This window comes from Rhodoferax sp. OV413, assembly GCF_945881795.1.
GTDB lineage: Bacteria > Pseudomonadota > Gammaproteobacteria > Burkholderiales > Burkholderiaceae_C > Allorhodoferax.
This window is the reverse complement of the sequence record NZ_CAMCVG010000023.1, coordinates 1-26881: the sequence shown is the minus strand read 5'-3', so window position 1 is coordinate 26881 and position 26881 is coordinate 1. Positions and strand designations below refer to the sequence as shown.

The following is a 26881-nucleotide window of genomic DNA, read 5'->3' as shown; positions in this document are numbered from 1 at the left end:
AGCATCAAAACGCATGGACTGTGGAGAAGCAATCAACATAAAAACAAAACCCGGCAACGCTAAACGCGGGCCGGGTTGTTGCGCCAGAAGGCGGGTCCGTGTTTAGCTGAATTTATTAAGCGCCCGCAAGCTGGAGCAAATTGGCGCTGGGTTTCATTGTAACGAAACATGAAACACGCGATTCGCCCAACGGCCTGCGCGTCCGGCGGCACATCGCGACCACATATCGGGCCGCATCACCGTCATCTGCCGCACCAACTTGACCCATTTGGCCTGGTTTTTGCTTTGTTTCGGTGCGTAAAACTGTTTTCGGATGGTTTTGCACCAAGCCAAAGCATTTAACGACCAAAGGACTCGTATGGAAGCACTAAAACAGGGCGCAGATGCCTTGTTCATTTTGTTGGGCGCAATCATGGTGCTGGCCATGCACGCTGGTTTCGCCTTTTTGGAGCTCGGCACCGTGCGCCGCAAGAACCAGGTGAACGCGCTGGTCAAAATCCTGGTGGACTTTTCGGTGTCCACCGTGGTGTATTTCGCCGTGGGCTACAGCGTGGCTTATGGCACGACCTTCTTTGTGGGCGCCGAGCAGCTCGCCGCCAAAAACGGCTACGAGCTGGTGAAGTTCTTCTTCCTGCTCACTTTTGCTGCCGCCATCCCCGCCATCATCTCGGGCGGTATTGCCGAGCGAGCCAAGTTCTGGCCGCAGTTGATTGCCACCGCGGTCATCGTGGGCGTGGTTTACCCCTTCTTTGAAGGGATTGTCTGGAACCAGCAGTTCGGCATTCAGGCGTGGATCAAGGCCAGCACCGGTGAGGAGTTTCATGACTTTGCCGGTAGCGTGGTGGTGCACGCCGTGGGCGGCTGGATTGCGCTGGGCGCGGTGCTGCTGCTCGGTGCGCGCAGCAACCGCTACCGCAAAGACGGCGCGATTTCGGCCCACCCGCCGAGCAGCATTCCATTTCTGGCCCTGGGCGCGTGGATTTTGATTGTGGGCTGGTTCGGCTTTAACGTGATGAGCGCGCAGTTGCTGGACAAGATGTCGGGGCTGGTGGCGGTGAACTCACTCATGGCCATGGCGGGCGGAACGCTGGTGGCCCTTTTGATGGGCAAAAATGACCCCGGCTTTGTGCACAACGGCCCTTTGGCCGGCCTGGTGGCGGTATGTGCGGGCTCAGACTTGATGCACCCCTTGGGCGCGCTGGTAGTAGGTGGTGTGGCGGGCGCCATCTTTGTGGTCATGTTCACGCTCACCCAGAACAAATGGAAGATTGACGACGTGCTGGGGGTCTGGGCACTGCACGGGCTGTGCGGCACCTGGGGTGGCGTTGCGGCTGGCATTTTCGGCAGCACTGCCTTGGGTGGGCTGGGCGGCGTCAGCCTGAGCGCACAACTCATTGGCACGGCGATGGGCGTGGCATGGGCCGCCGCGGCGGGCTTTGTCGTCTATGGCGTGCTCAAGGTAAACATGGGCCTGCGCTTGAGCCAGGAAGAGGAATACGAGGGCGCGGATTTGTCCATCCACAAAATCAGCGCCAGCCCGGAGCGGGAAGCGAACTGGTAGAAGGGTGCCGCCAGCGGCGGGCAATCCGGGGCCCGGGGCTTGGGACAAACCCTTGCCCCTACGGTAGCCGGGGCAAAAAAGCAAGAAAAAAAGTTGTGTCGCAACAGAAGTGACGCATAATAATGCGGCATTGCCGAAATATCGGTGTGCGGGTTTGCGGTGATTAGTCAGTTTCGCGTCTGCTTTAAGTCTTCATTGGTTTGTTGATTGCGGTTATGGACTCCATCGCTTTTTGAGTTATTTTCAGGAGTCCCACCATGGGCAACAAACTTTACGTAGGCAACCTGCCTTATTCTTTCCGTGACGAAGACCTGCAACAAGCGTTTTCCCAGCACGGTTCCGTTTCCAGCGCCAAGGTCATGATGGAACGCGACACCGGTCGCTCCAAGGGCTTCGGCTTTGTGGAAATGGGTAGCGATGCTGAAGCACAAACAGCCATCAATGCCATGAACGGCCAACAATTCGGCGGCCGCGGTCTCGTGGTGAACGAAGCCCGTCCGATGGAACCCCGTCCTCCCCGCTCCGGTGGCTTCGGCGGCGGTGCTGGCGGTGGCGGCGGCTACGGCGGCGGCGGTGGTCGCTCCGGTGGCGGTGGCTTTGGTGGCGGCGGCCGTTCCGGCGGCGGCGGCTACGGCGGCGGTGATCGCTCCGGCGGTGGCGGCTACGGTGGCGGCGGCGATCGCTCCGGTGGCGGCGGCTACGGTGGTGGCCGTTCCAGCTACTAAGATTTAAAACTGCTCACGCAGACAAAAAGGGACCTTCGGGTCCCTTTTGCTTTTGTCGATAGTAACTTTGCGGCTCGCGCCGGCGGCAAACACCGCCCTGATGGCTAGCGGGTGGAAGGCGTAAGCGTGCCGCGAACGCGTCCGTTAAGGCGGATGGTCTGCTGTGCGTTGTCAAACTCCATGCGGTCTGCGGTAAAGAGATCATCCCCGCGACGCAGCTCAACCGGCTTGTGGGACTGAAGCCGCTCCGTGTCGATAAATGCGTGCAAGAACTCGCCCCGGTATTCGGCGCGGGGCTGCTCCGGCCGGCCCGCAGCTGCGGCCAGCGCCTCGCGCACCACTACGGCGTTGCCAAAAAGCTGCACCTCAGAACCGTCCTCATTGGCCAGTCCCCGGCGGGCAGTCGCCGTAGTGAGGCGGCCCTGAGCGTCGAACGAGCGGATGCGGATGGCGTCAATTTCCAGCCAGCGGGTGTCGGGGTAATGGCGGGCCACGGCGCCCATCACCTCTGAGCGGAGCTTGCCGGAAGACGCGAAGGACTTCACATGAAAGCCTTCCATGAAATAGTCCGGTTCATGACCCCGCTCCCGCTCAGGGACGGCGGGCTCCATCACCGGCGTGCTGCGAACCAACCAGTAGGTGCCCAACGCCAGCACGCCCATGACCAGCACGGGCAAATAAAGCATCAAGCGCTCCCATGCGCTGAAGAGCAAGTTTTTCACGGCAGATAGGGCTGCAGCAGGCCGGCATAGCGTCCGCTTGCCACCATCAAGAGGTCACACACCTCGCGCACCGCGCCATGACCGCCGGCGGCACGGGTCACAAAGTGGGCGCGGCCCAGCACCTCCGTGTGCGCATGTGGCGGGGCAGCGGCAAATGCGCAGCCCAGCATCATGGGGAGATCGGGCCAGTCGTCGCCCATGGCGGCGGCTTGCGCCCAATCCAGCCTCAATGACTGCAAGATCTCCTGCGCGGCGGGGCGCTTGTCTTCGGTTCCAAAGCGGGCGTGCTCAATGCCCAGCGCTTGAAGACGGACACGAAGGGCCGGCGAATCACGCCCCGTGACCACGGCTGGGGTAATACCGGCACGCTGCAACAGCTTGAGGCCGTGACCGTCCAGCGTGTTGAAGCGCTTGGTGGTTTCGCCCTCGGCGCTGAAATACAGGCCGCCGTCGGTGAGTACGCCGTCCACATCCAGAAACAGCACCCGGATGCCTTGCGCCCTCAACAGCAGGTCGGGGGGAAACTGAAGAAGCGGCCCCATCAAATGACCTTGGCCCGCATCAGGTCGTTGCTGTTGACCGCGCCACACAAATGCCCGGCCTCGTCCACCACCAGCACGCTGGTGATTCGGCGGGCCTCCATCAGGTCCGCAGCCTCCACCGCCAAAGCCTGCGCCGCGATGGTAGAGGGCGCAGGGTGCATGACATCGCCCGCGGTCTTGGAGCGCAAATCGATGCCCAGCTCGATGAGGCGGCGCAGATCTCCGTCGGTAAAGATGCCCAGAGGAAATCCCGCCGCGTCCACCACCGCGGTGGCGCCCAGGCCTTTAGCGCCCATCTCGCGCATGAGATCGCTAAAGCTTGCGTCGGGCGCGACCCGGGGCACGGCGTCGTCCCGGCGCATCACATCGGCCACGTGTGTGAGCAACTTGCGGCCCAGCGCGCCGCCAGGGTGCGAGCGGGCAAAGTCTTCTGCGCGAAAGCCACGCGCATCCAGAAGCGCTACCGCCAGCGCGTCACCCATGGCGAGCTGGGCGGTGGTGCTGGCGGTAGGCGCCAGATTCAGGGGGCAGGCCTCTTTGCTGACTGCGGTGTTGATCCAGATATCAGCATGCGCAGCCAGGGTGCTTTTGCCATTGGCCGACATGGCCACCAATGGCACGCCCAAGCGCTTGAGCACCGGAAGGATGGCTTCCATTTCCTGCGACTGACCGCTGTTGGAGATCATCAGCACCAGATCCGCGGCGGTCACCATACCGAGGTCGCCATGGCTGGCCTCTGCGGGGTGCACAAACAGGGCGGGCGTACCGGTAGAAGACAGGGTGGCAGCAATCTTGCGGCCGATGTGCCCGCTCTTGCCCATGCCCATCACGACCACCCGGCCCGCAATGGCCAGCATGGCCTGCACGGCCTGCACAAAGCCCTGGTCCAAGTGGTCTGTGAGGCCTCTCACTGCGGCCGCTTCGATATCGAATGTTTCTTTGGCAAGGTCGAGCGCGCGTTGCGCGTCAAAGCCTTGCAGCGGGGGGTGGGCTGCGTTCATGGGCGCATTTTATAGAGCGCGGGTCTTGCTAGTATCGGCTCATGACCGCCCTTGAGATCACCCTGCTCTACCTGCTCGCTGCGGTCTTGGGCGTAGTCGCCTGCCGCACCCTGAAGCTGCCGCCGATGTTGGGCTATCTGGCGGTGGGGGTGGTGATTGGGCCGAACGCACTGGCGCTGTCGCAAAACGCGGACGCCGTGCACCGGCTGGGCGAGTTTGGTGTGGTGTTCCTGATGTTTGTGATCGGTCTGGAGTTCAATCTGCCGCGGCTGCGGGGCATGCGCAAACATGTGTTCGGACTGGGGCTGCTGCAGGTAGCGCTGACCATGCTGGTGGCCACCGGTATCACCCTGCTTTTCTCGCGCTGGATTTCGGGCCCATGGCATCTGGGCTGGCAGGCTTCGCTGGCACTCTCCGGCGCCTTGGCGATGAGCAGCACCGCGATTGTTGTCAAGCTGTTGGCCGAGCGGGTGGAGATAGAGTCCGAGCACGGTAAGCGGGTCATGGGGGTGCTGCTGTTTCAGGATCTGGCAGTGGTTCCGCTGCTGGTGCTGATTCCGGCACTGGGCGCATCCGGCCCGCGGCTGGTGGAGTCGCTGGCCTTGGCGGCGCTCAAAGCGACGGTGCTGGTGACGGTGCTGCTGGTTGGCGGCCAGTATGTGATGCGCCGCTGGCTGACGGTGGTGGTGCGGCGCAAGAGCAACGAGCTGTTTGTACTCAACCTGCTGCTCATCACCCTCGGGCTGGCGTGGCTGACGGAGTTGGCGGGCCTGAGTCTTGCGCTGGGCGCATTTATTGCGGGTATGCTGATCTCGGAGACCGAGTACAAGCACCAGGTGGAGACGGACATTCGCCCGTTTCATGACGTGTTGCTGGGCCTGTTCTTCATCAGCATCGGCATGCTGCTGGACTGGCGGCTGGTGCTGGAACGCTGGCCGTTGGTGCTGGTTTTGCTGGTGGTGCCCACCCTGTTCAAGGCGGCGCTGGTAGCCGGCATCGCACGCCTTCTGGGCGCAACCTCGGGCGTGTCTTTGCGTACCGGCATTTACCTCGCGCAAGCAGGAGAGTTCGGCTTTGTGCTTCTAACACTAGCCCAGCAAAACGCGCTGGTGCCGCCCGAGCTACTCAACCCGATTCTGGCCGGAATGGTCTTGTCCATGATGGCCACGCCCCTGCTGATCACACAGGCCAACGCCATCGTGTTGAAGCTGGTTAGCAGCGAATGGCTACAGCAGTCCTTGCAGATGACGACCATCGCGCGAAAGGCTATCAACAGCAGCGGCCATGTGATCATCTGCGGCTACGGGCGGAGCGGCCAGAATCTGGCCCGCATGCTTGAGCAGGAACACATTCCCTACATGGCGCTGGACCTGGACCCCGACCGCGTACGCCATGCGGCAGCGGCCGGGCACTCGGTAGTGTTTGGTGATGCTGCCCGCATGCAGGCCCTGATGGCGGCTGGGCTGGCGCGGGCCAGTGCGGTGGTCATCACCTACCTGGACATCGACGGCGCGCTGAAGGTATTGGCTAACACCCGGTCCCACGCGCCACAGGTGCCGGTGATTGTGCGCACCCAGGACGACCTGAACCTGGCCCGGTTACGAAAAGCAGGCGCGACCGAAGTGGTGCCGGAAGCGATTGAGGGCTCGCTCATGCTGGCCAGCCACGCGCTGGCGCTGGTGGGCGTGCCGATGCGGCGGGTTTTGCGCATCGTGCAAGACCAGCGCGATGCCCGTTACAACCTGCTGCGCGGCTTCTTCCATGGCGCGGACGACGACTCGGTGGACGAGCTTGACAACGAACGGCTGTCCACTGTCACGCTGCCCCCGGACAGCCGGCACGCCGGCGAGACCGCAAGCTCTCTGCCACTAGAGGCCTGTGGGGTACGCCTGGTGAGCTTGCGCCGCGCCAGCGGCAAGCAGGCCGCGCTAACCGAAGAGCTGCAGTTGCAGGCCGGCGACACCTTGGTGCTCGGCGGCACGGCGGCGGCGCTGGCGGCGACCGAGGAAATGCTCACCAAGAGCGGCTAGCCTGCCACAATAGCCGCGCGCCTCACCCATCCGAAGACTTTTCCCTTTATGAAATCCATGCAACACCTCAGCATCAACCAATACCTGCGCGACCACATTCGTACCGTGCCCGACTGGCCCACGCCCGGGGTGCAGTTCCGCGACATCACGCCGCTGTTGCAAAACGCCAAGGTGTTCCGGGTACTGATTGATGCCTTTGTGCACCGCTACATGGACCCGTCCATGCGCCCCGATGTGGTGGCGGGGCTGGATGCGCGCGGCTTCATCTTGGGTGCGGTGGTGGCTTATGAGCTCAACATCGGCTTTGTGCCCATCCGCAAAAAGGGCAAGTTGCCGTTCGACACGGTGGAAGAGACCTATGAGTTGGAATACGGAAGCGCCACGGTGGAGTTGCATACCGATGCCGTCAAAGCGGGCGACCGGGTGCTCCTGATTGACGATCTGATTGCCACCGGCGGCACCATGATGGCGGGCAAGAAGCTGCTAGAGCGCCAAGGCGCGGTGGTTATGGAAGGCGCCGCCATTGTGGACCTGCCCGAGCTGGGCGGCTCCGAGAAGCTGCGCGCTGCGGGCCTGCAGCTGTTCACGCTGCTGGACTTCGCTGGTCACTGAGCCTCGGGTGCCGGCAGCGGCGGCTATTTCCCGATACAGAATTTCGAAAAGATCACGCCTAGCAGCTCATCAGCGCCAAATGCGCCGGTGATGGCGTTGAGCGCGTTCTGCGCCAGCCGCAGCTCCTCGGCCAACAAATCCAGCGCGCCGCTGCCGTCTGAGAGCAGCGCGTCCGCTGTTTCCAGATGCGCACCGACCGCATGCAGTGCCTGCACGTGCCGCTGGCGCGCCATGAACATGCCGCCCTGAGCAGGCCGCCAACCTGAAGCTTCCAGCAGCCGCTGGCGCAGCACGTCCAAGCCCGCGCCGGTTTTGGCTGACAGGCGGATGCCACCTTCGCTTCGGCCTCCGCCTCCGCTCTCGTCTGCGCTATCACCCGCGTTCAGCGATGCGGCCCCGGGTGCAGGGACCCACTCCACCGCGTCGGACTTGTTCCAGACATGGATGACAGGCGTCTTTTGGGAGACTTTTTGGGCTATACCGCCCGCTATATCTGCGTCAGCTGCTATATATTCTGTAGCATTGCTGCGGGTGAGGTCGTGCAGGAACAGCACCGCATCGGCGGTCTCCATGGCCTCCCATGCGCGGGCGATGCCGATTTGTTCAACCTCATCGCTACTAGGGCGCAGGCCGGCGGTGTCGATAATGTGCACCGGCACGCCCTCAATCTGAATCGTCTCTTGCACCTTGTCGCGGGTAGTCCCGGCGATCGGCGTGACGATGGCCAGCTCCGCGCCGGCCAAAGCGTTCAGTAGCGAGGACTTCCCCGCATTGGGCTGACCGGCAATCACGACCTTCATGCCCTCACGCAGCAGCGCGCCCTGCGCCGCTTGGGCCAGCACCTGGCGCAAAGCGCTTTGCAACTTGCGCAACTGGCCCGCCGCATCGGCCTTTTGCAAAAAGTCGATCTCCTCTTCCGGAAAATCCAGTGTCGCTTCCACCAGCATACGCAGGTGGATCAGCGCCTCGCGCAGTTGCGCAATCTCGCGCGAAAAGGCGCCCGAGAGGGACTGACTGGCGCTACGCGCGGCCGCCTCAGTGCTGGCCTCAATCAGATCGGCAATCGCTTCAGCCTGCGCCAGATCAAGCTTGTTATTCAAGAACGCGCGCTGGGTAAATTCACCTGGCTCGGCCAGCCGCAGGCCGGAAAGGGTAGGCAAAACGGGCGAAGATACGGTCCCGGCGGAGTTGGGGTGCGCAGCGCTCTCTTTCAACAGCGGCGCGCTGGTCGAGACTTCAAAGCAACGGGCCAGCAGCAGCTGCAAAACGACCGGACCGCCGTGGGCCTGCAGCTCCAGCACGTCCTCGCCGGTGAAAGAGTGGGGCGACGGAAAAAACAATGCCAACCCATGGTCTATCGGCTGGCCTTGTGCATCCTTGAAAGGAAGATAGGTCGCCTCGCGGGGCCGCAACGGGCGGCCGAGCAGGGCGTTGGCAAAGACGGTCAGGTCCTTGCCGCTGATCCGTACGATGCCCACCGCACCGCGGCCCGCCGCCGTGGCAATGGCGGCGATGGGGTCAGCATGACGCGACAGCATCCTGCGCCCCCGCCGGCTATTTGAACTTCGGCAGGTTGAACTCGGGCGGCACGCCCATGCGGGTGTTGATGACCCACTGCTGCGCGATAGACAAAATGTTGTTGGTAATCCAGTACAGCACCAGGCCCGAGGGGAAGAAGAAGAACATCACACTGAAGGCCAGCGGCATGATCCACATCAATTTGGCCTGCATCGGGTCCGGCGGGGCGGGATTGAGCGCGGTTTGCACCAAGCCGGTCAGGGTCATGAACAAGGGGAGGATGTAGTACGGGTCGGGAGTCGACAAATCCTGAATCCACAGCGTCCAGGGCGCGTTACGCATCTCCACGCTGGACAGCAGCACCCAATACAAGGCAATGAACACAGGAATCTGCACCATGATCGGGAAGCAGCCGCCCATGGGGTTGACCTTCTCCTCGCGGTAAATCTTCATCATTTCCTGCTGCATTTGCTGCGGGTTGTCTTTGAGGCGCTCGCGCATTTCCATGATGCGGGGGTTCACCGCTTTCATCTTGGCCATGCTGGCGTAGGCCTTGGCGTTGAGCCAATAAAAGGCTATCTTGAGCAGCAAGACCAGCGCCACGATCGCCCAGCCCCAGTTTTGAAGCACGCTGTGCAGCTGATCAAGCAACCAATACAGCGGCTTGGCAAGAATAGTCAGCCAGCCGTAGTCCTTGAGCAACTCCATGCCGGGCATCAGGGCCTCGAGTTTCTTCTCCTCCTGTGGGCCGATGAACAGCTTGGCATCCAGCGACTTGGTCTGCCCCGGGGCCAACGCATCGAAGGGCGTGATCATGGAGGCACGGTAGCAACAGTCCGCCACTGCCGCGCCCACGTCTCTGGCGTCGAGCGAAAAGGTACGCTTCACATCCGCTGGCAGAAGCCAGGCGCTTGCAAAGTAGTGCTGCACCATGGCCACATAGCCGTTGTTGCTCTCTTTTTCAAATTCGGCCTTGCCTTTTTTGATATCGGCAAACTCCACCTTCTGGTACTTCTTGGCCTCGGTATAAACCGCAGGGCCGGTGAAGGTGGAATAGAAAGAGGACTCGCCCGGCGGCTTGTTGCCGTCACGCACCAGTTGCAGATACAGCTGAGGGCTCAACGGCGCGGTGCCGGTGTTGGTGACCTCGTGCTTCACCGCAATGTCGTAAGCGCCGCGGCGCAGGGTGTAGGTCTTTACCAGCTTGACGCCGGTTGCGGTCTGCGCGGTGAAGCTGATGTTGAGTTCGTCCCGTCCATCCTGGAGGGTTTTGTCCCCGCTCACCGACATGACGGTCTTGTGCGTGGGGAAGCTGTCAGACGTTGCGCCACCAATCAGGCCGGTCTGTGCCTGGTAAAACCGGTCTTTGGCATCCTCAAGCAACACGAAGTTGCGTTGCTTGTCGTCAGAGTCAAGGTACTTCAGGAACTCGGCCCGCACCACGGAGCCGCCTTGGGTGTCAAAGGTGAGCTTGAGCACATCGGTGGTGACTTCAAAGCGCTCGGTGGCTGACGGCGTGGCAGGCGCTGCTGGTGCTTCGCCAGCGGCGGCGGGCAACGGAGCCTGCGCGACCGGCGCGGGCACGCCGGCATCCGCGGGGGCTGCGGGACTGCCCGCAGGGGCTGCTGTCTTGACCGCCGGGGCGGGGAAAAATGTGGCTTGCTTGCCATTGTGGACTTGCCATTGGTCCCACAACAGGACCATGGAGAACCCAAAAATCACCCACAAAATGGTGCGGCGAATATCGTTCATGAAGTTTTCTTCTTTGATGGGGATTGGATCAAGCGACCGAAAAGTCGCGGCGCATTCTCAGGCACGGGATCGTGCCCACCCGCGCACCACGGGTGACAGCGCACAAGCCGCGCGACTGTCAAATAGCTGCCTATTGTCGCACCGTGGCGGTCCAGCGCTTCGAGGGAATACAGAGAACATGTAGGGCTAAAACGGCAGGCGGAGCCCAACCATGGGCTCAAAGAAAAGCGGTAAGCCCGCACGATACCCATGAGCACCTCGCGCATCACGCTGCGGTCTCCGCGCGCTCTGGCGGGGCAGGGCCAGCCGGGGCGGGCACTGCGCCACGGCGTGCGGCAGGCAGCGGCGGCAAGTTGCCCACGATGTTCCCGAACAACTCCAACAGCTCCTCACGCACAGCGGCCTTCAATGCATCGGATGTGGCGCTCACAAAATGCTTGCGGTCAAAGTCGCGACGAAGGCGCACAAGATGGGCTTTGTCTTTCAAGGCGGGGGCAAATTGTCCGCCGAGTTGGTAAATCTGCCGCTTGATGGTGTTGCGCGTGACCGCCCGCTTGGCCCAACGCTTGGGAACCATGGCGCCGAGCCAGATACCGGCAGGTGCGAACAAGGGCGGCACTTCTCCATCTGTAGAAAGACCAACAGCGCAACAATGCATAGCAAAGTGCGCTGTTTTTGAAACCGTGGTGCCCGCCAGAACCGCTTGGAACTGGGCTCGCGTCTGAAGACGATGCACGGCAGGGTTGCTGCCGCCAGTCGATTCCGCTGTCACCAAAAGCAAAAAGCCTTGGTTCGCGAAGCCGGCTTAGACAGCCAGACGCTTGCGGCCCTTGGCGCGACGTGCGTTGATGACAGCGCGGCCACCGCGGGTCTTCATGCGAACGAGGAACCCGTGGGTGCGTGCGCGGCGGATTTTGGAAGGTTGGTAAGTGCGTTTCATGGTATTCCTAACGGCCCCTTCAGGGCTCAATGCGAGCTTCTAAATGCTCGCCGGGTGGGTCTTTTCACCCCGACACAGTCAAGGCAACCGCGGATTATCACAAACTTTCTCAATCAGGGCAACACCTTAGGAAGGATTTAGCTTCTTTTGCGCGAACTGCGCGCGCGTGCCGGCAAAATGTGGATAAAGTATTGATAAATCGAAATTCCCGTCGCAGCAGACGCCAACTATCCACAGAAGCCGACACCCGCAATGACCCAGGGACCCCTCCCCCATTCCCCGGATCCCGGCCACCGGGAGCTCGGGCAAAGCCTTTGGCAGAGTTGCATCGATCAACTCGCCCAAGAGCTGCCGGAGCAGCAATTCAACACCTGGATCAAGCCGCTCACTGCCCTCGTGCATGAGGACATGTCCAGGATCACTGTGTTCGTGGCCAACCGTTTCAAGCTCGACTGGGTTCGCGCGCAATACAGCCAGCGTATTGCGGCTTTGTTAGAAAAGCTTTACGGGCAAGCGGTTGTCGTTGAGTTAGTGATTACTCCGCGGGAAGCGCCGGTGCGGGAAGCCGCCGCGCCGCGGGCTCCTGAGGTGCCCGAGGCTGCAGAGGAACTCGAGGCCGGCGAAGAGCGTTCTGCCGGCACTCCCAAGAACCGGCTCAACAGCATGTTGACATTTGAAACACTGGTCGAAGGCACGGCCAACCGCATGGCGCGGGCAGCCGCCATGCATGTGGCCACTATGCCCGGCCACCTTTACAACCCGCTTTTCATTTACGGCGGCGTGGGCCTGGGCAAAACGCACTTGATGCACGCTGTTGGAAACCGTTTACTTGTGGATAAACCGGGCTCCAAGGTGCTTTACATCCATGCCGAGCAATTTGTGTCCGACGTGGTGAAGGCCTACCAGCGAAAAACTTTTGATGAATTCAAGGACCGGTACCACTCGCTGGACCTGCTGCTGATTGACGATGTGCAGTTTTTTGCCAACAAAGACCGCACCCAGGAAGAGTTTTTTAATGCCTTTGAGGCGCTGCTGGCGAAAAAGTCGCACATCGTGATGACCAGCGACACTTACCCCAAGAGCTTGACAGACATCCACGAGCGGCTGGTCTCTCGCTTCGACTCGGGGCTGACTGTTGCCATTGAGCCGCCTGAGTTGGAAATGCGGGTCGCGATTTTGATCAACAAGGCGCACGCCGAGGGCTCGGAAATGCCCGAGGAAGTGGCCTTCTTTGTGGCCAAAAACGTGCGCTCGAATGTGCGCGAGCTCGAAGGCGCGCTTCGCCGGATCTTGGCCTATTCGCGCTTTAACCAGAAAGAAATCTCCATCCAGCTGGCGCGCGAGGCCCTGCGGGACCTGCTTTCCATCCAGAACCGGCAGATTTCGGTGGAAAACATCCAGAAAACCGTGGCCGATTACTACAAGATCAAGGTCGCAGACATGTATTCCAAAAAGCGGCCGGCCAGCATCGCCCGTCCGCGCCAGATTGCCATGTATCTGGCCAAGGAACTTACCCAGAAAAGCCTGCCCGAAATCGGCGAGCTCTTCGGCGGGCGGGACCACACCACGGTGCTGCATGCGGTGCGCAAAATCGGCGGCGAGCGCCAGCAACTCACTGAATTGAACCAGCAGCTCCACGTTCTGGAGCAAACCCTCAAGGGATGAGCGCAAAAACACCCACCTGCCCCGGTAACTGACTGAAAAAACAGGGAAAATGGCAGGACTAAATGCTTCGCAGAGTTATACAAAGAGGTTGACATGATCGTATTGAAGGCAACGCAAGACAAGGTCTTATCGGTTCTGCAATCGGTGGCCGGGATTGTTGAGCGACGCCACACGTTGCCCATTCTTGCCAACGTACTGCTGCGCAAGACCGGTACCTCGGTGCAGCTCACGACCAGCGACCTCGAAATCCAGATCCGCACCACCGCAGAGTTGGGCGGGGACACCGGCAACTTCACCACCACCATCGGGGCGCGCAAGCTAATCGACATCCTGCGCACCATGCCCTCTGACCAGACGGTGTCGCTTGAATCCAGCCAGAGCAAGGTCATCCTCAAGGGGGGCAAGAGCAAGTTCACCCTGCAGACCATGCAAGCCGAAGACTTCCCATTGGTACAGGAAAGCGCCAATTTCGGCCCGGTATTCAGCGTGCCGCAAAAGACGCTCAAGGATTTGCTCAGCCAGGTGTCGTTTGCCATGGCAGTGCACGACATCCGCTACTACCTCAACGGCAGTTTGTTTGTGGCTGAAGGCAAGCAGCTCAGCCTGGTCGCCACCGACGGGCACCGCCTGGCCTTTGCCTCTGCCACGCTGGACGTCGAGGTGCCCAAGCAGGAAGTGATCCTGCCGCGCAAGACCGTGATTGAGCTGCAGCGCCTCCTGAGCGATGCCGAAGGCGCCATAGAAATGCAGTTTGCCAACAACCAGGCCAAGTTCACCTTTGACGGCATGGAATTCGTAACCAAGCTGGTCGAGGGCAAGTTCCCCGACTACAACCGCGTCATCCCCAAGAACCACAAGAACAGCATCACCCTCGGCCGCGAAGCCCTGCTCAAGACGCTGCAACGCACCGCCATCCTGACCAGCGACAAGTTCAAGGGCGTGCGCCTGAACATCGACCCCGGCAGCCTGCGGGTTGCCAGCAACAACGCCGAGCAGGAAGAAGCGGTCGACGAACTCGACATCGACTACGGCGGCGACAGCATCGAAATCGGCTTCAACGTCACCTACCTCATTGATGCCCTGAGCAATATGGGCCAGGACATGGTGAAGGTGGAGCTGTCAGACGGTAACAGCTCGGCGCTGATCACCATTCCCGACAACACTACCTTCAAATACGTCGTGATGCCCATGAGAATCTGACGCTATCAAAACAGTAGCTGCCCACGCAATCAAACCCCCGCGTATCGGGGGTTTGGTCATTCAAGAGTTTGAGTTTTTTCGAAAAGAAGTGCGCCATGAGTGAAGATAACAAGCCAGGTTCTGCCCCCGACAATGCGGATAACGCGGTCAACACGGGCGAGAGTGGCTCCAACAGCTCCAACTTCCAGCCCACCATCGACACCAACCAGGCCGGCGCGACCGAAGCCTATGGCGAAGGCTCGATCCAGATCCTCGAGGGCCTGGAGGCGGTGCGCAAGCGCCCGGGCATGTACATCGGCGACACCTCGGACGGCACCGGCCTGCACCACCTGGTGTTTGAGGTGGTGGACAACTCGATTGACGAATCGCTGGCCGGACATTGCGATGACATTCTGGTCACCATCCACTCCGACAACTCGATCAGCGTAGTGGACAACGGGCGCGGCATTCCCACCGGCATCAAGCTCGACGACAAGCACGAACCCAAGCGCTCGGCGGCCGAAATTGCCCTCACCGAGCTGCACGCCGGCGGCAAGTTCAACCAGAACAGCTACAAGGTGTCGGGCGGCTTGCACGGAGTGGGTGTGAGCTGCGTGAATGCGCTCTCGAAGATGCTGCGCCTGACCATTCGCCGCGACGGCAAGGTCCATACCTTGGAGTTCAGCAAGGGCTTTGTGCAAAACCGCATCTTCGAGTCGCACAACGGCATCGACGTCTCGCCCATGAAAGTCATCGGCGACACCGAAAAGCGCGGCACCGAGGTGCACTTTCTGCCGGATACCGAAATCTTCAAAGAAAACAACGATTTCCACTACGAGATTTTGAGCAAGCGCCTGCGAGAGCTCAGCTTCCTGAACAACGGCGTGCGTATCCGCCTCAAGGACGAACGAAGCGGCAAGGAAGACGACTTTGCCGGCGCGGGCGGCGTACAAGGCTTTGTGAACTTCATCAACAAGGGCAAAACCGTTCTACACCCCAATGTGTTTCACGCGATGGGCGACCGCCAGAGTGACCAGGGCACCAACATCGGCGTCGAAGTGGCCATGCAATGGAACAGCGGCTTCAACGAGCAGGTGCTGTGCTTCACCAACAACATCCCCCAGCGCGATGGCGGCACCCACCTGACCGGCTTGCGCGCGGCCATGACCCGCGTGATCAGCAAATACATCGAGCAAAACGAAATGGCCAAAAAGGCCAAGGTCGAGGTCACCGGCGACGACATGCGCGAAGGCCTGTGCTGCGTGCTCTCGGTCAAAGTGCCTGAGCCCAAGTTCTCCAGCCAGACCAAAGACAAGCTGGTGAGCAGCGAGGTGCGGGGCCCGGTAGAAGACATCGTGGGCAAGCTGCTGGCCGACTACCTGGAAGAGCGGCCGAACGACGCCAAAATCATCGTCGGCAAAATCATTGAAGCCGCCCGCGCCCGCGAAGCCGCCCGCAAGGCCCGCGACATGACTCGCCGCAAGGGCGTGCTCGACGGCATGGGCCTGCCCGGCAAGCTGGCCGACTGCCAGGAAAAAGACCCCGCCCTGTGCGAGATCTACATCGTCGAGGGCGACTCCGCCGGCGGCTCCGCCAAGCAGGGGCGCGACCGGAAGTTCCAGGCCATCCTGCCCCTGCGCGGCAAGATCTTGAACGTCGAGAAAGCGCGCTACGAAAAGCTGCTTACCAGCAACGAAATTCTTACCCTCATCACCGCACTCGGTACCGGCATCGGCAAGGCCGGCGGTAGCACCGGGGGGGACGACTTCAACGTCGCAAAGCTGCGTTACCACCGCATCATCATCATGACCGACGCCGACGTGGACGGCGCCCACATCCGCACCCTGCTGCTTACCTTCTTCTACCGCCAGATGCCCGAGCTGGTGGAACGCGGCCACATCTACATTGCCCAGCCGCCTCTGTATAAGGTGAAGTCCGGCAAAGAAGAGCTGTACCTGCAAGGCGCCACTGAGCTGGACGGCTTCTTGCTGCGCATTGCATTGGTCAATGCCTCGGTCTTTACCGGCGGCCCGAATGGCACCACCCTGAGCGGCGACACGCTGGCCGAGCTGGCCCGCAAGCACCAGTTGGCCCAGGCGGTCATTGCGCGACTGCAAAACTTCATGGACGCTGAGGCCTTGCGCGCGGTGGCCGATGGCATAGCACTCCAGCTCGACACCGTGGCCGAGGCCGAAGCCTCCGCCGCGGCGCTGCAAGCGAAGCTGATTGAGACCGAGGGTGCTGCCAAGGGCAGCGCCGCCGAAGTGGCCGCGGAATTCGACGTCCGCACCGACAAGCCGATTTTGCGCATCAGCCGCCGCCACCACGGCAATGTCAAGAGCAGCGTGCTCACCCAGGACTTTGTCCACGGCGCTGACTACGCGACCCTCGCAGACGCGGCCAACACCTTCCGCGGTTTGCTCACCGAAGGCGCACGCGTCATGCGCGGAGAGGGCGAACGGCAGAAAGAGGAAAAGGTCTCCGATTTCCGCGAGGCCATGGCATGGCTCATCGGCGAAGCCGAACGCACATCCAGCCGCCAGCGCTACAAGGGCTTGGGGGAAATGAACCCCGAGCAACTCTGGGAAACCACCATGGACCCCACCGTGCGCCGCCTGCTGCGCGTGCAAATTGACGACGCCATCGAAGCCGACCGCGTGTTCACCATGCTGATGGGGGACGAAGTGGAGCCGCGCCGCGACTTCATTGAAACCAATGCGCTGCGGGCCGGCAATATTGATGTCTGACATCCACCGCATCCACCCCGCCGCCCAATGGTCGGACGCGGTGGTGCACAACGGGGTGGTGTATTTCGTGGAAGTGCCCGAAAGCGGCGCCGACATCACCAGCCAAACGCTGGCCCTGCTAGCCCAGGCCGAGCGAACCCTTGCCCTGGCCGGCAGCCACAAGAGCCGCCTGCTCATGGCCACCGTTTACCTCAAGGACATGGCTGACCGCGCTGACTTCAATGCGGCTTGGCAAACCTGGTTGCCCGAAGGCTGCGCCCCGGCACGGGCCTGCGTGCGCGCCGAGATGGCCAGCCCGGAGTACCGGGTGGAAATTGCGTTTACAGCTGCGGTAGGCTGACGGAAAGAGCCTCGGACAGTACCCGTTTTTGATGCTCCAATCGGCCTCAGGGCCCGTCAGGTATGCGCAGAGCGCTCCTAAAAAAGGAGCAAATCACCTCTAGCCAAATTGTGCAACGCTTCCAGTCTGCCTTGGTTTTCAGCGCAGATAGTTCTAAAGCCTTCGCTGATGCGCATGTCGGCAGCTGCTGAGCGCCAAAACTGCAAGGCCGCGACGCTTGCGTCAAGCCAGATCGCTCGGTCCTGGGGGGCGGGCAGCGCGGGAGCGTACATCGAGGTCGGCAACTCGCCCCCAGCCAGGGGCGCGTATTGCATAGGCAACATATCGTAGGTCGGCGCGAGCTGCACAACGCCGTTACCGGGCAGCAGGCTGAGGTTTCCATGGTGCATGTCGGTATTGGCAATCAGCTTGCCGAACCACCACAGGCGCTGGACCACCGCCAAGCTGTCGGCGTCCAGCCAGCCCTGGCTATTAAGCAAGGCGGCGGCTTCAGGCCAGGTGTTGCTGCCGCGGGGGCCGATAGCCGCCTCCAGTGTGGACAGGCTGCACAACGCGCTTCGCCCATGGGGGCCGTGGCGGTCAAAGCGCTCCACCTCTAGAAACGTACGGCCGGCGTGCTGAAGTAGGCGGCTGCGTGCGCTGCGCGTACCGGGGAGGTCTGCAGCCGCTTGCAGGGCGAGGTGCTCACACACCAGCAAGTCGGCCCAGCGCTGCACGGTGGACGAGGCATCGGCGCCAGAGAACTTGACGATCACATGCGGCGTGTCGGACGCCACCCCGGGCGGCACAGCGCGCCTCGCAGTGAACTTAGGGAACTCGCCCCCCGCGCTGGAGCCGGGTACGCCCCGCGCACTGGCTTGCACAGCAAGGTCAGCATAGGCTTCTGCCACATCGGCATCCGCGATCAGCGGCTCGGGTTGAGCCTTAGCGTACAGCCAGGCCTGCAGCGCCATGTCCCCCAGAATCAGGTTGCCCGATGTGTCGGTCCCGGTCGCGCACACGATGTGCAACACATCATCATCCCCCCAGGACTGCGGCGAAGGCGCAACGCCCAGAGTAGCCGCATGGCGCAGCGCAAACTGCCGCCCCAGATAGCCTTGCGGCCGCATGTCCTGTAAGGGGTAGGGTAGGCCAAACGGCCAAAGGCCATCCGCGACTTCTTCGTCCACCGGCCAGCCCATAGCCGCCACATCCAAACAAGTCCCGACAGGCGCCAGCAATTGCACCAACCCCGCGGTGTGGGCCTGGCCCGCAGCGTCGATACGGTAGAGCGGCATTTGCGCCCACTGCCCACGCAAACTGCGGCGCAGAAAGTAGCGCGTGCGCCCCGCCCGGCCCCAGCGCATGACCTCTTCGGCCGATTCGCCGGCAACCTCTGCCAACATGCGCAGCATAGTGGGCCCACTGACACCGGCCAACTCTGCCAGCTCTGCGGCCTTCGCTCCGGGCTTGCGGCGCAACAACGCAGGCAGCTGATCGCGGGCAGAGGAGTTCTTAGGACGCATAGGTTTTGACGCGGGTTTTGATTAGATTTTATCGGCCAATTTGAGATAGACAGAACGTTCTTTTTTCAAAAGTTTTGATTAGTTTGTGCCGTAGATAAATGTCCTTAAGTTCGCCAACGTACAGCCACGGCCATTCGGACGGTTAGGGTTCAACTTTCAACCAGGCACATGTGCCGGAAAGAGACCCCTTATGAAATCAATTCTTATAGCCGCCGCTGTATCAACACTGGCCGCTTGCACGTCCATGCCAGCAGCTGACCCGATGTGCGCCTAGCACATGAAGATGATGAAAGACACCCAGCAGAAATGAGCACCAAGACCCCGGCCTGGAAGGGCCTTAGGATGACTTAAACGACTGTCCAGGCGCCGTTGTTGCGACTGGACGCGATCGCCGAATCTACAAAGCGCAGGCCATGGAGCCCGTCGGCAGCGTCGGGGAAAAACAAAGCGAGCGGATCCGGGGGAGTGCCGCTTCGGCGGGCGGCGATGGTGTCGCCGGCGTCGGTGTAGAGGGTGGCAAACGCTTCGTGAAAACCTTCGGGGTGGCCTGCTGCTATGCGGGACGCGCGCGCTGCCAGCGGCAAAGTGCCCGGCCCACGAGGCGTGCGCAACTGGGCCGGCGCATCCAGCGGCTTAAAGTGCAGGACTTGCGGATTCTCCTGCTGCCACTCCAGACTGCCCAATGCGCCGCTAACGCGAATACGCAGGCCGTTTTCCACGCCCGCCGCTGCCTGCGTGACCCAAAAATTGCCGCGCGCCCCATTGCTCAGGCGCAGCAGCGCGCCGGCGTAATCGTGGGCCTGGCGCCCAGGCACGATGGCGCCTACGTCAGCCGCCACTTCCGCCACCTCCAGCCCCGTGATAAAGCGCAACAGGTGGTGGGCATGGGTGCCTATATCGCCCAGGACCAGTGATGTTCCTCCGCGGGCGGGGTCCTCTTTCCAGGTCGTGCGGCCCGGACCGGGCTTGGCGCGGCCCCCCTGCACATAGTCCACTTGTACCAGCCGCACATCGCCCAGCATGCCCTCCAGCACCATCGCCTTGGCTTGGCGCACCATGGGGTACCCGCTGTAGTTGTGGGTCAGGCAGAAAACCAGGCCGCTGGTCCGCACCTTGTCATGCAGTGCCCGGGCCTCTACCAGGGTGTTGGTCATGGGTTTGTCGCAGATGACATCCATGCCGTGGTCGAGTGCCAGCATCGCAAAGCGATAGTGGCTGTCGTTGGGGGTCATGATGGCGACCACATCAGCGCCATCGCTGCGTGCGGCTTCCGCGTTGATCAGGCTGTGACCATCGGGATAGCTGCGCTCGGGCGGTATGCCAAGGCTCATCGAGGCGACCAACGATCGCGCGGGATCGGAAGAAAGGGCGCCCGCGACGAGCTCGTAGCGGTCGTCGAGCCGTGCAGCCTGGCGGTGCATGGCCCCGATAAAGGAGCCGGGTCCGCCGCCAATCACCGCCAGACGCAGGCGGCGCCCCATGAGTCGGATGACAGTGTTATCGGCCATCCGGAGGGTGCCGATTCAACGGCGGGGCGTCATGGGCCCGCGGCCTTCAATGTGGCGGAAGTTGATGCGGCCCTTGCTCAAGTCGTACGGTGACAGCTCGAGGGACACGCGGTCGCCCGCCAGAATACGGATGTGGTTCTTGCGCATCTTGCCTGCGGAGTAGGCAATCAGCTGGTGGCCGTTGTCTAGCGTCACGCGAAACCGCGTGTCCGGCAGGACTTCGTTCACCACGCCCATCATTTCAATCAGATCTTCTTTTGCCATAAAACTTCCTGTGAACCTCTATGTTACTGGGGGCCGGTGGCGGCGTGAACCCAATGGATCCCTTGTGCAATTGCAAATGTTGCGGCTGCAGAAGGCGTTGAAAAGTCGTCGTGAAAAATCATGACTCGATCGGTTGATGCGCTACCGCGTCCGCTGGCGATCGATACTTGGGCAGCAAAGCGGCCACTTTGGAGTGGTTTGCTGCAGGCGGCAATGCGGTATTTGCCGATGATGACTGGGTGTGAATCGTCAATCTTGTTGTGGTTCTGAATCATTAAAAATACAAACGCACCGGCCACGGCAGAGGCAATGTGCTCATTAGGAGAGAGTAGCTGTCGGTCCGTGGTTTGCGTCGCTGCGGAAGCCGGATCGGAGCTGGATTGGGCTCTCCGCTGCCGGGAGAAAGATGTGACTTGCGGCTTGCAAACACACTGCCAATCGCTTTTTGGCGACCCCGTAATGTAGCATGGGGGTGCGCAACGGCGAAATGAGGAACGATTCAAGGCATGAAGCTCTGCATTGTGGATAACGACACGCTGGACGCCACCATGGCGCCTGTGTACGGCAGCTACGGCCTGATGCTCGAAAAAGTGCTACGCCATGCGGGCGCTTCTCACTGGGAGTTTCACCATTTTTCAGCCCTGCTGGGCGAGTATCCCGGGCGCTTTGAGGATTTCGATGCCGTGCTGCTGACCGGCAGCAAGGCTGATTCGTTTTCAGAGGAACCCTGGGTGGTTGAGCTGCGCCGGCGGGTGACCGAGTTACTGGCAGGTAACACGACATTGTTGGGCGTTTGCTTTGGCCATCAGCTGATTGCCTTGTGCATGGGGGCGCCAGTGGGCCGCGCGCCGCAAGGCTGGGTTACGGGGCTGCATACCTATCAATGGCATGCGCCCGATATGTTGAACGTTGAGCGCGATCGTTTTGCGCTGTTGGCCAGCCACCAGGATCAGGTGCTGGGTCTTCCCGAAGGGGCGAGGCTACTGGCGAGCAGCCCGAGTTGCCCGGTAGCTTCTTTTTCCAAAGGCAGAGCGGTTTTCTGTGTCCAGCCGCATCCTGAGTTTGTGGAAGATTACAGCGCGCACCTGCTCCACAAACGGCGCGCGGTATTGGGAGACCCGCACTACACGGCCAGCCTGAACAGCCTGAAGCGGGGGCACGAAGGCTTAGAGTTTGCCAAACTGATGGTGGCGTTTGCCGAAGGGCGGGGCGCGTGATGGAACTTGACCGCTTTGACAAGCAAATCCTCGAGGTCTTGCAAGCCGAGGGCCGTATTGCCAATCAGGACTTGGCGGACCGCATCGGTCTGTCGCCGTCGCCCTGTTTACGCAGAGTGCGGGCCTTGGAAGAGGCAGGACTGATCACCGGCTACCGCGCTCTGCTGGATGCTCGAAAGCTCGGGTTGTCGCTGATTGCTTTGGTTCACATCTCAATGGACCGGCACACTCCTGAACGGTTTGCGAATTTTGAGGCCAGTGTGAGCGTGCTTCCTGAGGTGCTGGAGTGCTTGCTAATTACCGGCCAGGACGCGGACTACCAAATCAAGGTCGCTGTCAAAGACATGGACCACTACCAGTCCTTGTTGCTTAACAAGTTGACCCGCATTGAAGGCGTCACCGGCGTGCATTCCAGCTTCGTGTTGCGCCGTGTGGTGGACCGCACGGCTTTGCCTCTTTTGTAATTTCAAGGGTCTGGCAACCCCTGGACAGGGCCGACCGATTAGCGCGCGTCCGGCAGCTCGATTTTGACTTCGAGCACTTCCAGATTGTCCATGCGTTCCAGGTTGACCTTGATGTCATCCGGATTGATGTTGATGTACTTGCTGATTACTGCCACCAAATCGCGTTGCAAGGCCGGCAGGTAGTCCGGCTCAGCGGCATTGCGACCACAGCGCTCGTGTGCCAGGATGATTTGCAGCCGTTCTTTGGCAACGCTGGCAGTCTTTTTCTTCTCACCAATCAAAAACGAAAGAAATGACATAGCCTTATTTCCCTCCAAACATGCGCTTGAGCAAACCCTGTTTGGGCGCTTCGATAAAACGCATGGGCTTGTCGGCACCGAGGAACCGGTCGATCACGTCTTTATAGGCTTCGGACACATCACTGCCCTTCATATGGACAGCGGGCACGCCTTGATTGGATGCTTGCAATACCGACTCGCTCTCCGGAATGACACCAATGAGCTTGATACGCAGGATGTCCTGAATGTCTTCCAGCGATAGCATTTGTCCCTGGTCTACCCGTGCCGGGTTGTAGCGGGTAATCAGCAAGTGTTCTTTGATCGGCGCTGCACCATCCATAGCACGCTTAGTTTTACTGGACAACATACCCAGAATGCGGTCTGAGTCGCGCACCGAAGACACCTCAGGGTTGGTAACCACCAAGGCTTCGTCAGCGAAATGCATGGCCATCAAAGCACCTGTTTCGATGCCGGCCGGAGAGTCGCACACGATGTATTCAAAGTCCATGGCGGCAAGGTCGTTCAGTACCCGCTCTACGCCGTCCTGCGACAGGGCATCTTTATCACGAGTTTGCGACGCAGCGAGGATGTAGAGGTTGTCGCACTGCTTGTCTTTGATCAGCGCCTGGTTCAGGTTGGCTTCGCCGTGGATGACGTTGATCAAGTCATACACCACCCGACGCTCGCAGCCCATGATCAAGTCGAGGTTTCGCAGGCCCACGTCAAAGTCAATAACGGCAGTTTTGTGGCCACGCAGGGCCAAGCCAGTGGCAAAGCTGGCGCTTGTCGTAGTCTTTCCCACGCCGCCTTTGCCGGATGTGACAACAATAATCTTGGCCATAAGAAGCAGGTCTTTCGAGTAGAGGTGAAACGTTACGCCTTGAGGGCTTCAATCAGAAGTTTTTCCTGACCGTCTTCGCTCAGGCGCACTTGGGCGGGTTTGCCATGAACGTCTTTCGGAAAGGGATTTTCGCTGGTTCTATACACGCCGGCGATAGACACCAACTCCGGCTCTAGCGATAGCGCAAAAATACGCGCCTGGGTATTGCCACGCGCTCCGGCCATGGCCTTCCCGCGCAAGGCCGCATAAACATGAATATTGCCATCGGCAACTACTTCAGCGCCTTGGTTGACCATTGCAAGCACCACCAAATCGCAGCCCTTGGCATAGACTTTCTGACCGGATCGCAGAGGCCTATCCACCACCATGGTGCTGGGGCCCGGAATTTCGCGGTTGACTTCTTTGACGAAAGCTTCTTGGGAGACTTCCTTGGAAGACTCTGCAATCGGCTGGGTAACTGCCGATTTTTTACGGGAAAGCTCCGTGTCCGCCTGAACCAAACCCGCGTTCGCAATCGCATCAGCCCACGCAGCGCTAGCGCCTCGCACCGCCACTGGCACCAACTGGCAGTCGCGCAGTGCATCGACCAAGGGCGCTAAGGAAACATCCGCCGTCTCTGGCAACCCATCGGATGGCATAAGCGACAAATCCAGTACAAGCCCGTCACGCTCAAAAAAATCAGGGCTTTCTCCTTCCGGCCCGAAGGCGGCGTGTAGCTCGCGGGCTACTTCTGCAAAGTCCGCTGACTTCACCATCAGGGCCACCAGTGGTAGCTGGGTGCTCTTAATCTCAAAGGTTTGTCTGCTGGATGCGGATGAGCGCTCGGCGGAGGTGGCGGGCATGGAGGGCTGAAGACGATGGGGTGTGAACGGGCTCAAATCTTACTTGATGAAACCGAGCTTGCGCTGCTGGCAAGCTCACTTTTTGAAGATATGCACACGATTTGTAAACATTTTTTTGTATTCTTAAAAATGTGAAAAAGGTTGTCCCTTTATATCTCTCTTTTAGTTAAATTAAAGATAGTAGTAGTAGATAGAGCACGACTGTCATTGTGGATAAGTCATAAATACTGTTATTTTTCAATGACTTAGAACAAAATTTATCCTGTGCGTGACCATGGTCCGGTGATGTACTGCGATCTTGGATAAATCGCAAAGCATAGAAAAATTTGTGGATAACTTTTATTTTTGCCTTCATCTGTTCACAGCTTTATCCTCAACCAGTTTTTTGTTGGAAAGTAGCGTTCCATCCATACCGGCTTATGAGAAAACAGTGAATCAATGCCTAGATGACAAGGCCCTGTATGTTGAGGGTTAGGCTAAAGCTCAGCGAGAAGGTGGAAAAGAAGCATGGGGTGACCCGGTAAAATGAGTCTAGGAGCCTTGTAGGATTCACTGTTGTGTCGCTCGTCGTGAGAGAGGCTCAGGGCTCTTGAAGGATGGCCCTTCAGGTTTGGGGGCCACAATAAGAAAAATCGCAATGAGCATGATGTCCATGATGCGTCAATTCACCATTCAACTGCGTATGCTGAGAGTCGCCGCTACAACTGGTCTGCGGGAGCAAGCTGACGCTCTGGCACGTGTGGTATCCCAGTTCACGCTTCATGGCAGCTGCGGCTGACGTTGGTGGAGCACGATAGGCAAGCGCTGCCCACGCAGCCCCTACAAACGCCGGAGATGGACGCTCGCAGCTGGGCGCTGGCTGTGGCCCTCTCGCTCGGGGCTGCGGTGTCACTTGGCATTACCCGCTTCGCTTACGGGCTCCTGCTGCCAGCGATGCGTATCGATTTGGGTTGGAATTACACGCTCGCCGGCGCTATGAATACGGCCAATGCGCTGGGCTATTTTGTTGGTGCTTTGCTCACCCCGCGTTTGTTGCGCAGCCGTGGCCCCGGCGAGCTGCTTTGGGCCGGTGCGGCGGCGGCCACCGTGTTCATGGCCTTGAGCGGTTTTTTCACCGATGCAGCGACTCTGTTGGTGCAACGCTTTGCTGCCGGAGTGGCTAGTGCGGTAGTGTTTGTGGCTGGTGGGTTGCTGGCTGCGCGCTTAGGCACGCGGTATCCGGGGCGAGGCGGGCTGCTGCTGGGGATGTACTACGGCGGCACGGGGGTGGGCATTGTCCTGAGCGCCCTGCTGGTGCCGTGGTTGTTGGATTTGTATGTTGCCCAGCCGCATGGCTGGCAGTGGTCCTGGTGGGCGCTGGCGTTGGTTTGTGCAGCGGGCTCGGTGGTGCTGGTGTGGCCGGCCCGCGAGATGTCACGCTGGGCTCTGCCGACAGCTCCGGCCGGTAATGCCGGTCCCCAGACATTCCGCTGGGCGGATTTTCGTTTTGGGCTGGCGGGCTACACCTTGTTTGGCGTCGGCTACATCGGTTACATGACTTTTGTGGTGGCACTTTTGCGTGTGCAAGGCAGTACGGCGCTGGCGGTCACGGTGTTTTATGCGTTGCTGGGATGTGCGGTGGTGGCGTCGGGACGTATCTGGGCCGGGCTGTTGGACCGGCACCGTGACGGGCGGCCCCTGGGCACGCTGAATGCATTGCTGGGCTTCGCTACCATCCTGCCCGCGCTTACCGATTGGTGGCCGGTAGTGCTGGGGTCCGGCTTGTTGTTTGGCGGGGTGTTTTTGTCGGTGGTGGCTTCCACCACCGCGTTGGTGCGGCACAACCTGCCACCTGCTGCGTGGGCGGCTGGCATCAGCGCATTCACCACCGTGTTTGCGGCCGGCCAGATTGCCGGCCCTACCGTGGTGGGTTGGATTGCGGACGGGCCCGGCGGCCTCGCGCGGGGGTTGGTGTTTTCGGCGCTTGCGCTGTGGGCCGGCGCTGCCTTGGCGGTACGCCAAAAAGCGCTTTAACAATATCTCCAAAAAGGCTGCTGATACGGCGCGAACGCCCGTAGGTATTGCGTAGGTAGCTATAAATTTGTGAGTGAACCGTTGCGGGGCTGGCCTGCTGGACGGGCTGGCCGGTAAAATCGCGACCTCTCTCTTTTGATGGCGCTCGCTGGACCTCCCTGTTGTCCGCCCGCCTACACCCGCACCATGTTGTACCCACAAGAATTCGACGTCATCGTTGTCGGAGGCGGCCATGCCGGCACCGAGGCAGCTCTTGCTGCGGCCCGCATGGGTTGCAAGACCTTGCTCTTAACGCACAACATCGAGACCCTCGGGCAGATGAGTTGCAACCCCAGCATTGGTGGTATCGGCAAGGGGCATATGGTCAAGGAGGTGGATGCTCTGGGTGGGGCCATGGCATTGGCCACCGACGAGGCGGGCATTCAGTTCCGCATCCTCAACGGCTCCAAAGGCCCGGCGGTGCGCGCCACCCGCGCCCAGGCCGACCGCGTGCTGTACCGCGCGGCGATCCGAAAGCGGCTGGAGAACCAGCCCAACTTGCAGCTTTTTCAGGGCGCCTGCGATGACTTGATCGTCGAAGGTGATGCTGTGACAGGGGTTGTGACGCAAGTGGGC

The 26881-nt window shown here is 60.6% G+C and carries 27 protein-coding genes; 12 read left to right on the top strand and 15 right to left on the bottom strand.

All coding sequences use genetic code 11. From position 1 onward, the window contains the following. The first annotated feature begins 358 nt into the window (after positions 1-358). Positions 359-1561 carry an ammonium transporter gene (locus tag Q0O05_RS04870; protein ID WP_293660812.1) on the top strand — a complete coding sequence of 401 codons (1203 nt, stop codon included), beginning with the start codon at positions 359-361 and terminating at the stop codon, positions 1559-1561. 257 nt (positions 1562-1818) lie between these two features. Beyond that, positions 1819-2286 carry an RNA-binding protein gene (locus Q0O05_RS04865; RefSeq protein ID WP_293660810.1) on the top strand — a complete coding sequence of 156 codons (468 nt, stop codon included), beginning with the start codon at positions 1819-1821 and terminating at the stop codon, positions 2284-2286. Between the two features lie 104 nt (positions 2287-2390). On the opposite strand, the gene lptC is transcribed toward Q0O05_RS04865, so the two are convergent. Genes lptC through Q0O05_RS04850 form a run of 3 tightly spaced genes read right to left on the bottom strand, consistent with a single transcriptional unit; the run spans position 2391 to position 4551 of the window. Further along, the gene (gene lptC / locus Q0O05_RS04860) at positions 2391-2972 is read right to left on the bottom strand and encodes an LPS export ABC transporter periplasmic protein LptC (RefSeq protein ID WP_293660808.1); all 582 of its coding nucleotides are present in this window, start codon (positions 2970-2972) and stop codon (positions 2391-2393) included. 32 nt (positions 2973-3004) lie between these two features. Next, positions 3005-3550: a 3-deoxy-D-manno-octulosonate 8-phosphate phosphatase gene (locus tag Q0O05_RS04855; RefSeq protein WP_293660806.1), complete on the bottom strand. Its 546-nt coding sequence runs from the start codon at positions 3548-3550 to the stop codon at positions 3005-3007. Beyond that, a complete protein-coding gene (locus tag Q0O05_RS04850; protein WP_293660804.1) occupies positions 3550-4551 on the bottom strand; it encodes a KpsF/GutQ family sugar-phosphate isomerase in 1002 nt (333 codons plus the stop codon). The genes Q0O05_RS04855 and Q0O05_RS04850 overlap by 1 nt, the downstream gene beginning before the upstream one ends. Before the next feature lie 41 nt (positions 4552-4592). Here Q0O05_RS04850 and Q0O05_RS04845 point away from each other — a divergent pair, with 41 nt between their 5' ends. Both Q0O05_RS04845 and Q0O05_RS04840 read left to right on the top strand, forming a co-directional pair. Then, positions 4593-6581 (top strand): monovalent cation:proton antiporter-2 (CPA2) family protein, encoded by a 1989-nt coding sequence (locus Q0O05_RS04845; RefSeq protein ID WP_293660802.1) that lies wholly within the window; start codon positions 4593-4595, stop codon positions 6579-6581. Between the two features lie 57 nt (positions 6582-6638). Beyond that, positions 6639-7193, top strand: a complete 555-nt coding sequence (locus tag Q0O05_RS04840) for an adenine phosphoribosyltransferase (protein WP_293660813.1) — start codon at positions 6639-6641, stop codon at positions 7191-7193. 23 nt (positions 7194-7216) lie between these two features. On the opposite strand, the gene Q0O05_RS04835 is transcribed toward Q0O05_RS04840, so the two are convergent. The 5 genes from Q0O05_RS04835 to rpmH form a co-directional block, all read right to left on the bottom strand. Then, positions 7217-8731: a tRNA modification GTPase gene (locus tag Q0O05_RS04835; RefSeq protein ID WP_293660800.1), complete on the bottom strand. Its 1515-nt coding sequence runs from the start codon at positions 8729-8731 to the stop codon at positions 7217-7219. A 16-nt stretch (positions 8732-8747) separates the two neighbouring features. Further along, positions 8748-10463: a membrane protein insertase YidC gene (yidC, locus tag Q0O05_RS04830; protein WP_293660798.1), complete on the bottom strand. Its 1716-nt coding sequence runs from the start codon at positions 10461-10463 to the stop codon at positions 8748-8750. Next, the gene (yidD, locus tag Q0O05_RS04825) at positions 10460-10732 is read right to left on the bottom strand and encodes a membrane protein insertion efficiency factor YidD (RefSeq protein ID WP_293660796.1); all 273 of its coding nucleotides are present in this window, start codon (positions 10730-10732) and stop codon (positions 10460-10462) included. The genes yidC and yidD overlap by 4 nt, the downstream gene beginning before the upstream one ends. Further along, positions 10729-11199, bottom strand: a complete 471-nt coding sequence (locus Q0O05_RS04820; RefSeq protein WP_293660794.1) for a ribonuclease P protein component — start codon at positions 11197-11199, stop codon at positions 10729-10731. Before Q0O05_RS04820 ends, yidD begins: the two co-directional genes overlap by 4 nt. A 69-nt stretch (positions 11200-11268) precedes the next feature. Next, positions 11269-11403, bottom strand: a complete 135-nt coding sequence (gene rpmH / locus Q0O05_RS04815) for a 50S ribosomal protein L34 (RefSeq protein ID WP_006299042.1) — start codon at positions 11401-11403, stop codon at positions 11269-11271. Between the two features lie 252 nt (positions 11404-11655). Here rpmH and dnaA point away from each other — a divergent pair, with 252 nt between their 5' ends. The 4 genes from dnaA (at position 11656) to Q0O05_RS04795 (ending at position 17334) form a co-directional block, all read left to right on the top strand. Further along, positions 11656-13068 carry a chromosomal replication initiator protein DnaA gene (dnaA, locus tag Q0O05_RS04810; protein WP_293660760.1) on the top strand — a complete coding sequence of 471 codons (1413 nt, stop codon included), beginning with the start codon at positions 11656-11658 and terminating at the stop codon, positions 13066-13068. 93 nt (positions 13069-13161) lie between these two features. Further along, a complete protein-coding gene (dnaN, locus tag Q0O05_RS04805) occupies positions 13162-14268 on the top strand; it encodes a DNA polymerase III subunit beta (protein WP_293660759.1) in 1107 nt (368 codons plus the stop codon). Positions 14269-14363: 95 nt separating this feature from the next. Beyond that, positions 14364-16994, top strand: a complete 2631-nt coding sequence (gyrB, locus tag Q0O05_RS04800; RefSeq protein ID WP_293660758.1) for a DNA topoisomerase (ATP-hydrolyzing) subunit B — start codon at positions 14364-14366, stop codon at positions 16992-16994. Next, positions 16987-17334 carry a RidA family protein gene (locus Q0O05_RS04795; protein WP_293660757.1) on the top strand — a complete coding sequence of 116 codons (348 nt, stop codon included), beginning with the start codon at positions 16987-16989 and terminating at the stop codon, positions 17332-17334. The genes gyrB and Q0O05_RS04795 overlap by 8 nt, the downstream gene beginning before the upstream one ends. Before the next feature lie 77 nt (positions 17335-17411). Here Q0O05_RS04795 and yjjJ read toward each other — a convergent pair whose 3' ends face one another. From yjjJ to Q0O05_RS04775, 4 genes are all read right to left on the bottom strand, one after another. After that, positions 17412-18839, bottom strand: coding sequence for a type II toxin-antitoxin system HipA family toxin YjjJ (yjjJ, locus tag Q0O05_RS04790; RefSeq protein ID WP_293660756.1), 1428 nt, complete (start codon positions 18837-18839; stop codon positions 17412-17414). A 347-nt stretch (positions 18840-19186) separates the two neighbouring features. Further along, positions 19187-20347: a Gfo/Idh/MocA family oxidoreductase gene (locus Q0O05_RS04785; RefSeq protein ID WP_293660755.1), complete on the bottom strand. Its 1161-nt coding sequence runs from the start codon at positions 20345-20347 to the stop codon at positions 19187-19189. Positions 20348-20362: 15 nt separating this feature from the next. Continuing rightward, the gene (gene infA, locus Q0O05_RS04780) at positions 20363-20611 is read right to left on the bottom strand and encodes a translation initiation factor IF-1 (RefSeq protein ID WP_087495722.1); all 249 of its coding nucleotides are present in this window, start codon (positions 20609-20611) and stop codon (positions 20363-20365) included. A 23-nt stretch (positions 20612-20634) separates the two neighbouring features. Continuing rightward, positions 20635-20886: a hypothetical protein gene (locus Q0O05_RS04775; protein WP_293660754.1), complete on the bottom strand. Its 252-nt coding sequence runs from the start codon at positions 20884-20886 to the stop codon at positions 20635-20637. 231 nt (positions 20887-21117) lie between these two features. Between Q0O05_RS04775 and Q0O05_RS04770 the strand changes: the two genes are divergently transcribed. Both Q0O05_RS04770 and Q0O05_RS04765 read left to right on the top strand, forming a co-directional pair. Next, positions 21118-21828 carry an amidotransferase gene (locus Q0O05_RS04770; protein WP_293660753.1) on the top strand — a complete coding sequence of 237 codons (711 nt, stop codon included), beginning with the start codon at positions 21118-21120 and terminating at the stop codon, positions 21826-21828. Continuing rightward, positions 21825-22292, top strand: a complete 468-nt coding sequence (locus Q0O05_RS04765) for an Lrp/AsnC family transcriptional regulator (protein ID WP_366519038.1) — start codon at positions 21825-21827, stop codon at positions 22290-22292. The genes Q0O05_RS04770 and Q0O05_RS04765 overlap by 4 nt, the downstream gene beginning before the upstream one ends. Positions 22293-22330: 38 nt before the next feature. Here the strand turns inward: Q0O05_RS04765 and minE are convergent, their stop codons facing one another. Genes minE through minC form a run of 3 tightly spaced genes read right to left on the bottom strand, consistent with a single transcriptional unit; the run spans position 22331 to position 24253 of the window. After that, positions 22331-22591: a cell division topological specificity factor MinE gene (gene minE, locus Q0O05_RS04760; RefSeq protein ID WP_293660751.1), complete on the bottom strand. Its 261-nt coding sequence runs from the start codon at positions 22589-22591 to the stop codon at positions 22331-22333. A gap of 4 nt (positions 22592-22595) precedes the next feature. Continuing rightward, entirely contained in the window at positions 22596-23411 is an 816-nt protein-coding gene (minD, locus tag Q0O05_RS04755) for a septum site-determining protein MinD (RefSeq protein ID WP_293660750.1), read from the bottom strand. Positions 23412-23443: 32 nt separating this feature from the next. Next, positions 23444-24253, bottom strand: coding sequence for a septum site-determining protein MinC (gene minC, locus Q0O05_RS04750; RefSeq protein WP_293660749.1), 810 nt, complete (start codon positions 24251-24253; stop codon positions 23444-23446). An 834-nt stretch (positions 24254-25087) separates the two neighbouring features. Here minC and Q0O05_RS04745 point away from each other — a divergent pair. Further along, a complete protein-coding gene (locus tag Q0O05_RS04745) occupies positions 25088-26266 on the top strand; it encodes a YbfB/YjiJ family MFS transporter (RefSeq protein ID WP_293660748.1) in 1179 nt (392 codons plus the stop codon). A 186-nt stretch (positions 26267-26452) separates the two neighbouring features. Beyond that, positions 26453-26881, top strand: a 429-nt coding sequence (locus tag Q0O05_RS04740; RefSeq protein ID WP_293660747.1) for an FAD-dependent oxidoreductase, incomplete at its 3' end; no start/stop codon positions are given.

Excerpts from the sequence above, each read along its gene's own strand:
- Q0O05_RS04870 (WP_293660812.1), top strand. The coding sequence starts at position 359 with ATGGAAGCACTAAAACAGGGCGCAGATGCCTTGTTCATTTTGTTGGGC.
- Q0O05_RS04865 (WP_293660810.1), top strand. The coding sequence starts at position 1,819 with ATGGGCAACAAACTTTACGTAGGCAACCTGCCTTATTCTTTCCGTGAC.
- lptC (WP_293660808.1), bottom strand. The coding sequence starts at position 2,972 with ATGCTTTATTTGCCCGTGCTGGTCATGGGCGTGCTGGCGTTGGGCACC.
- Q0O05_RS04855 (WP_293660806.1), bottom strand. The coding sequence starts at position 3,550 with ATGGGGCCGCTTCTTCAGTTTCCCCCCGACCTGCTGTTGAGGGCGCAA.
- Q0O05_RS04850 (WP_293660804.1), bottom strand. The coding sequence starts at position 4,551 with ATGAACGCAGCCCACCCCCCGCTGCAAGGCTTTGACGCGCAACGCGCG.
- Q0O05_RS04845 (WP_293660802.1), top strand. The coding sequence starts at position 4,593 with ATGACCGCCCTTGAGATCACCCTGCTCTACCTGCTCGCTGCGGTCTTG.
- Q0O05_RS04840 (WP_293660813.1), top strand. The coding sequence starts at position 6,639 with ATGCAACACCTCAGCATCAACCAATACCTGCGCGACCACATTCGTACC.
- Q0O05_RS04835 (WP_293660800.1), bottom strand. The coding sequence starts at position 8,731 with ATGCTGTCGCGTCATGCTGACCCCATCGCCGCCATTGCCACGGCGGCG.
- yidC (WP_293660798.1), bottom strand. The coding sequence starts at position 10,463 with ATGAACGATATTCGCCGCACCATTTTGTGGGTGATTTTTGGGTTCTCC.
- rpmH (WP_006299042.1), bottom strand. The coding sequence starts at position 11,403 with ATGAAACGCACTTACCAACCTTCCAAAATCCGCCGCGCACGCACCCAC.
- dnaA (WP_293660760.1), top strand. The coding sequence starts at position 11,656 with ATGACCCAGGGACCCCTCCCCCATTCCCCGGATCCCGGCCACCGGGAG.
- dnaN (WP_293660759.1), top strand. The coding sequence starts at position 13,162 with ATGATCGTATTGAAGGCAACGCAAGACAAGGTCTTATCGGTTCTGCAA.
- gyrB (WP_293660758.1), top strand. The coding sequence starts at position 14,364 with ATGAGTGAAGATAACAAGCCAGGTTCTGCCCCCGACAATGCGGATAAC.
- Q0O05_RS04795 (WP_293660757.1), top strand. The coding sequence starts at position 16,987 with ATGTCTGACATCCACCGCATCCACCCCGCCGCCCAATGGTCGGACGCG.
- yjjJ (WP_293660756.1), bottom strand. The coding sequence starts at position 18,839 with ATGCGTCCTAAGAACTCCTCTGCCCGCGATCAGCTGCCTGCGTTGTTG.
- Q0O05_RS04785 (WP_293660755.1), bottom strand. The coding sequence starts at position 20,347 with ATGGCCGATAACACTGTCATCCGACTCATGGGGCGCCGCCTGCGTCTG.
- infA (WP_087495722.1), bottom strand. The coding sequence starts at position 20,611 with ATGGCAAAAGAAGATCTGATTGAAATGATGGGCGTGGTGAACGAAGTC.
- Q0O05_RS04775 (WP_293660754.1), bottom strand. The coding sequence starts at position 20,886 with ATGATTCAGAACCACAACAAGATTGACGATTCACACCCAGTCATCATC.
- Q0O05_RS04770 (WP_293660753.1), top strand. The coding sequence starts at position 21,118 with ATGAAGCTCTGCATTGTGGATAACGACACGCTGGACGCCACCATGGCG.
- minE (WP_293660751.1), bottom strand. The coding sequence starts at position 22,591 with ATGTCATTTCTTTCGTTTTTGATTGGTGAGAAGAAAAAGACTGCCAGC.
- minD (WP_293660750.1), bottom strand. The coding sequence starts at position 23,411 with ATGGCCAAGATTATTGTTGTCACATCCGGCAAAGGCGGCGTGGGAAAG.
- minC (WP_293660749.1), bottom strand. The coding sequence starts at position 24,253 with ATGCCCGCCACCTCCGCCGAGCGCTCATCCGCATCCAGCAGACAAACC.
- Q0O05_RS04745 (WP_293660748.1), top strand. The coding sequence starts at position 25,088 with ATGGACGCTCGCAGCTGGGCGCTGGCTGTGGCCCTCTCGCTCGGGGCT.